General features: G+C 72.1%; 5 protein-coding genes. 3 read left to right on the top strand and 2 right to left on the bottom strand.

From position 1 onward, the window contains the following. Together LCE31_RS29900 and LCE31_RS29895 are read right to left on the bottom strand one after the other, a co-directional pair. Positions 1–1,466: ethanolamine ammonia-lyase reactivating factor EutA (locus tag LCE31_RS29900; protein WP_225019837.1), on the bottom strand; the 1,466-nt coding region annotated here is incomplete at its 3' end. 256 nt (positions 1,467–1,722) lie between these two features. After that, entirely contained in the window at positions 1,723–2,838 is a 1,116-nt protein-coding gene (locus LCE31_RS29895) for an ethanolamine ammonia lyase-activating protein (RefSeq protein ID WP_225019835.1), read from the bottom strand. Between the two features lie 361 nt (positions 2,839–3,199). On the opposite strand from LCE31_RS29895, the gene LCE31_RS29890 reads away from it, so the two are divergent. The 3 genes from LCE31_RS29890 to LCE31_RS29880 all read left to right on the top strand — a co-directional run bounded on the left by LCE31_RS29890 (position 3,200) and on the right by LCE31_RS29880 (position 5,400). Beyond that, on the top strand, positions 3,200–3,514 hold the full coding sequence (locus LCE31_RS29890) for a 2Fe-2S iron-sulfur cluster-binding protein (protein WP_225019833.1): 315 nt from the start codon (positions 3,200–3,202) through the stop codon (positions 3,512–3,514). A gap of 72 nt (positions 3,515–3,586) precedes the next feature. Beyond that, positions 3,587–4,873: an aromatic ring-hydroxylating dioxygenase subunit alpha gene (locus LCE31_RS29885; RefSeq protein ID WP_225019831.1), complete on the top strand. Its 1,287-nt coding sequence runs from the start codon at positions 3,587–3,589 to the stop codon at positions 4,871–4,873. 2 nt (positions 4,874–4,875) lie between these two features. Continuing rightward, on the top strand, positions 4,876–5,400 hold the full coding sequence (locus tag LCE31_RS29880) for a 3-methyl-2-oxobutanoate hydroxymethyltransferase (protein ID WP_225019829.1): 525 nt from the start codon (positions 4,876–4,878) through the stop codon (positions 5,398–5,400). Positions 5,401–5,529 lie beyond the last annotated feature (129 nt).

Below are 5,529 nucleotides of genomic sequence, written 5' to 3'. Positions count from 1 at the left end.
ACCCCCAACTCGTCCCGCAGCAGCCGCCCCAGGGTCATCGCCACATCGCCGTCCAGCATCACGTACACCGGCCGTCCCGCGGCCGTGCGGGCGGCGAGCGCGGCACGGATGCCGCCGGGGAGCGCCACCACCCGCTCGTAGCTGGGCAGCCCCTGCCAGCCCATCGCCAGCGCGACGTCCGCCTCCGGCGCCACGTCGAGCGCGACCAGCTGGCGGCGCACCGCGGCGGCGATCTCCGCCGCGTCCACGCTCTCGCCCAACTCATATACGGGTTTGACCACTTGGAGGTTGTGGCGCGGCAGCAGGGTCTCCGGCGAGGTGATGAATCCGGTGTTGCCGCTGAGCTGGACGCTGTACTCGCTCGCGCCGAGCGCGGTGGCCCGGATGCACTCCCCGGCGGGCAGCAGCGGGAACGGCAGCGCGCCGGTGTCCAGCCGGCGGCGCAGGGCGTGGCCGAGGGGGAGCCCGAGGTCGCCGAAGCGCCGCTCCTCGCGCTCGTAGACGTACTCCGCGACGCCACCGGAGACCATCAGGCCGTCGATCCGGCCGAGTTCGCCGAGCGGCTCGGTCAGGTACAGGGCGGCCACGTCGGCGGGCAGCGGGTCCGCGGTGAGGGCCGTGACCAGGGTGTCGGCCATGACCTCCGCGACCTTCGCGACCTCCTCTGCCGAGACCGCCGCACCGAGTTCCCACGCGTAGCCGGCCCGCTCGGCGTGGGCGCGGCCGGCCGGGTCGAGCCGTACGACGCGTCCCGCCTCGTCGGTGACCTGGAGCCGGCCGCCGATGTGCACGGCCGCGGTACGCAGGACGCGCCCGTCCTCGACGAGGGCGAGCTTCGTGGTGCCGCCGCCGATGTCGACGTTGAGGAGGCGCAGCCCCCGGTCGTACGAGGCCTGTGCGGCGCCCGAGCCGTACGCGGCGAGCATGGCCTCCATGTGGTGGCCCGCGGTGGCGGTGACGAGTTCGCCGCCGCGCTCGGCGAGGACCCCGGCGATGGCCGCCGCGTTCTGCCGCCGCAGCGCCTCGCCGGTGAGGATGACGACCCCGGTGTCCACCGCGTCCGGGTGGACCCGGGCCGCGTTGTAGGCGCGGTCGATGATCGACCCGAGCGCCTCCGCGTCGATCAGCTCGGCGCTCGCGTAGGGGGTGAGCTCGACCGGCGAGCGGTAGGTGGTGGCGCGGCGCACGACGATGTACCTGCTGGTCAGCTCCTCGCTGATGCGGCGGAGCCGCAGTTCGGAGAAGACGACCTGGGTGCCGGACGAGCCGATGTCCATGCCGACGCTGCGCAGGGTGACGTTGTCCTGCTGCCAGATCGGGTTGTCCTCGAGGGGCCCGAGCGGCTCGTCGTCGTGGTCGTGGTCGTGGCCCGGGGCGTGACCGACGGAGTAGACGGCCGCTTCGGCGGTGCCGTCGCCGTCGTGTCCGTGCTGGTGGTGCCGGTGCTGGTGCTCGTCGTGCCGCACGTGGGTACTCCTTACGGGCCGTGGGGGGGGGGGGGGGGGGGGGGGGGGGGGGGGGCCGGGGCGGGGGGGGCGGGGGGGGGGGCGGGGCGCCCCCCCCGGGGGCCCGCCCCCCGGGCGGGGGGGCCCGGGGGGGGGGCCGGGGGGCCGCACGGAGTCGGAACGGTGGTGGTACGGGCCGGGCGCGCTGCCGGACCCCCCGAGGCTCCTGAAGGGGGGCGGCGCCCCGGGGGTCCGGGCGCGGCCGGCCCGCACCGGCTCACGGCTTGGGCGGCAGCCCCGGGATCTCGGCCTCGTAGACCTCGTCCATCTGCGGCTTCATGCCGGTCTTGGCCAGTTCCTCGCGGAACATGTCGCGCACCAGCGGGGCCTCGTCGGCGTAGTCGATCTGGTCGCCGCCGATGCGCATGCTGATCCACGCCTTCGGCACGCCCTGCGCGTTGCGGACCGACACCACCTCGTGCTTGAACGCGAGGTAGCGGCCGGGCTCCTCGCCGGTGTTGAAGTGCTGGTGGAACCACATGTTGGGCGGCACGATCAGCGAGCCGGGGCCCCACTCGTAGCGGCGGGGCTCCTCGCCCTCCGGCCACATCAGGCTGTAGCCGATGCCGGAGAGGATGATCACGTGCGCGCCGGGGCCGTGCCGGTGGCCCTTCTTGTACGTGCCGACGGGGAACTGCGAGATGTGGCTGTTCATCGAGCCGCGCGCCATGTTGAAGCGGATGTGGCCGCCGCCCGCGCCGCGCTCCTTGGCCTCGATCAGCGGCAGGTTGACGGCGTCCGCGACGAAGTTGGTGTCGAGGAGCAGGCCCTTCTGCTCGCCCTTGGGCGAGAAGTAGTCGGGCTCGCCGTTGAAGCGGTTCGGGAAGTCCTTCTCCGTGCCGAAGACGAAGCCGGCGTCGTCGTACAGGTTGATGATGGGCGGCATGTTCGTGGAGGAGACGAACCGCGCGGCCTGCTTGCCCGAGCCGTTGAAGTGCTGGTGGTGGGCGTTGAGCGGGATGGCGAACAGCGATCCCGCGCCCCACTCGAAGGTGACCTCGGCGCCCTGGTCGTTCCAGACCTTCGTGGAGCCCTGGCCGTCGAGGACCAGGATCATCTCCTCGAACAGCTGGCGGCGCGGGGCGAGCTTGCCGCCGGCCGGGATCTCGCACACGTAGCAGTCGTTGGAGGTACGGGTGGCCTCGTGGTTGATGAACACACCCCGGCCTCCCCTGCTCTCCCAGGGCTTCAGCTCCACGGTGCGCAGGTCGGGCACATAGTGCGCGGCGATGATGTCCAGGCCCTCGTCCGCGACCCAGCGGGTATAGGGGGAGTCCTTCTCGGTGGCGAACTTCGCCGCCAGGCTGTCGTTGACGATCGCGTCCTTGGCCATACGGGGCCCTCCCTGTCGTGGTACCCGGACCCCGCGGGAGGGGGCCGGCGCGCCGGGGGGCGGTCTCGTCCGGACCTCTCCTCCGCACCTCCCCGACCTTTTACCCGGCGGGGAGTGCAATAGCGGCGCATTGGTAGGACCCTAAGGCCAGGGATTTCGGCATGTCAACGGCGCCCGCACCCCGGAACGCGCCCTCGGCACGCCGTCAAGGGGACGGCCCGCTTCCACCCCTCGACGGACGCTTGTGCGGCCGACAGGGGTTCTGGTCTAATGGACATACCAACGGTCCCGTTCGACGAGGCCGTGCGTCCCGCCACTTCGGGGGACGTCCGAGTGAAAGGCACGAGGGATCTTGTCCAAAGTGACCTACACCGACAGCTCCGGCCGCGCCTACACGGTCGACGCATCGGTCGGTGAATCCGTCATGGCAGCGGCGGTCAAGAACGGTGTCCCCGGCATCGTCGCGGAATGCGGCGGCAACTGCTCCTGCGCGACCTGCCATGTGTACGTGGGCGAGGGCTTCGCCCAACTGGTCGGGGCGCCCGGGGACATGGAGGAGGACCTGCTCGACATGGCGGTGTCCGAGCGGCGCGACACGAGCCGCCTCTCCTGCCAGATCCGTGTCACGGAGGAGCTCGACGGGCTGACCGTCGAGATCCCCCCGGAGCAGCCCTGACCGCTGCGCCTCGCGTCAACGCAGGGTTGCCGTCACCCCGGTGACGGGCCACCACGTGAAAGGGAAACGGCCGTGCTTAGAAAAGACATCAACGAGCTCCTCACGCAGACCGGCCCGGGTACGCCGATGGGCGACCTGTTCCGGCAGTACTGGATGCCGGCGATACTCGCCGAGGAACTGCCGGAGAACGACTGCCCGCCGGTACGCGTGAAGCTCCTGTCCGAGCGCATGGTCGCCTTCCGTGACAGCGAGGGCCGCTACGGCCTGATGGACGAGTTCTGCGCGCACCGCGGCGCGTCGCTCTGGTTCGGCCGCAACGAGGGCTCCGGCCTGCGCTGCCCGTACCACGGCTGGAAGTACGACGTCACCGGGCAGTGTATCGAGGTGCCCTCGGAGGCCGACAACAGCAGCTTCTGCGAGAACGTGAAGCTCACCTCGTACCCGCTGGTCAAGATAGGCGACCTGCTGTGGACCTACATGGGCGACCCGGCCAAGCAGCCGCCGCTGCCCGAGTTCGAGTTCGCGCAGGTGGCCCCGGAGCAGACGTACACCTCGAAGCGCTGGCAGCAGTGCAACTGGCTCCAGGCCTTCGAGGGCGGCATCGACTCCAGCCATGTGACGTTCCTGCACTCGGGCGGCCTGAAGACCGACCCGCTGTTCAAGGGCGCCAAGGGCAACGACTACAACATGAACGACACCAAGCCCTTCTTCGAGGTCGCGGACACCGAGGGCGGTCTGTTCGTCGGGGCCCGCCGCAACGCCGAGGACGGCACGTACTACTGGCGGATCACGCCGTGGGTCATGCCGAACTTCACGATGGTGCCGCCGCGCGGCGACCACCCGGTGCACGGCCACTTCTGGGTGCCGATCGACGACGAGAACTGCTGGGCGTACTCCTTCGACTACCACCCGGTGCGGGCGCTGACCGCGACCGAGCGGCAGGCGATGATCGACGGGCACGGGGTGCACAGCAAGAACATCCCCGGCACCTACCGCACCGAAGCCAACATGGACAACGACTACCTGATCGACCGCGAGGCCCAGAAGCGCGGTGAGACGTACTCCGGCGTCGCGGGCATCGCGATGCAGGACGCCTCGCTCCAGGAGTCCATGGGCCCGATCGTCGACCGGACCAAGGAGCGCCTCGTCCCCGCGGACAGCGGAATCATCAAGGCGCGCCAGAAGCTGCGGAAGGCCGTGCTGGCGCTGCGCGACGAGGGCGTCACGCCTCCCGGGGTCAACCCCGAGCACCACAGGGTGCGTTCCGCGGCGATCGTGCTGCCCCAGGCGGAGTCGTTCCTCGACGCCTGCCGGGACGCGGTGACGGTCCAGCCCGGCGTCCGCCAGACCACGGTGTGACCATGGCGCAGGCGAGCGGCACGGACACCACACCGATCCCCCGCGCGGCGCCCGCGCTCAGCGAGTGCGCGCGGGCGACCTCCGCGTACGAGTCGCGGTTCCGCATCGACCGGCCGATCGCGCCGGCCCGCGCGGCGCGGGTCGTCGCGCTGGACGACCGGGCGGTCGCGGTCGCCCGCCACGTGGCGGCGCGCCCGTGGGCGCACGCCCGGTTCTACGCGTGCGAGGGCGGCGATCCGCTGGACCCGGTGCTGCGCAGGCTGGACGGCGTGCCCGCGCCGCTGCGGCAGGTGCTGACCGGCACCGACGTGGTCGTGGTGCTCGCCACGGAGGACTCCGGCCGGGCGTACGCCCAGGCCATCGGCAGGACCTGCCGGGAGCGCGGCATCACGACGGCGGGCCTGGTGCTCGGCATCGACTACGAGGCGCAGGACGCGGTCGCCGCGCTGCGGCCGTACGCCCGGGTGCTGCTGCCCTCGGCGGACGAGAACGACGTGCTCGAACTGCTCACCGCCCTGCGGGTGTGAGCGGTGGGGGGGGGGGGGGGGGGGGGGGGGGGGGCCCCGGGCCCCCCGGCACCCACCCCGCGACCGCCGCCCGCCGCAGCCCCAACCCCGCCCAGCGCTCCCGGCAGCACGGGGGAGGGGGCAGGGGCG

It is taken from the genome of Streptomyces sp. 8L, assembly GCF_020176795.1.
Lineage (GTDB): Bacteria > Actinomycetota > Actinomycetes > Streptomycetales > Streptomycetaceae > Streptomyces.
The sequence above is the reverse complement of the archived record's forward strand: the minus strand, read 5'-3'. Positions and strand labels throughout refer to the sequence as shown.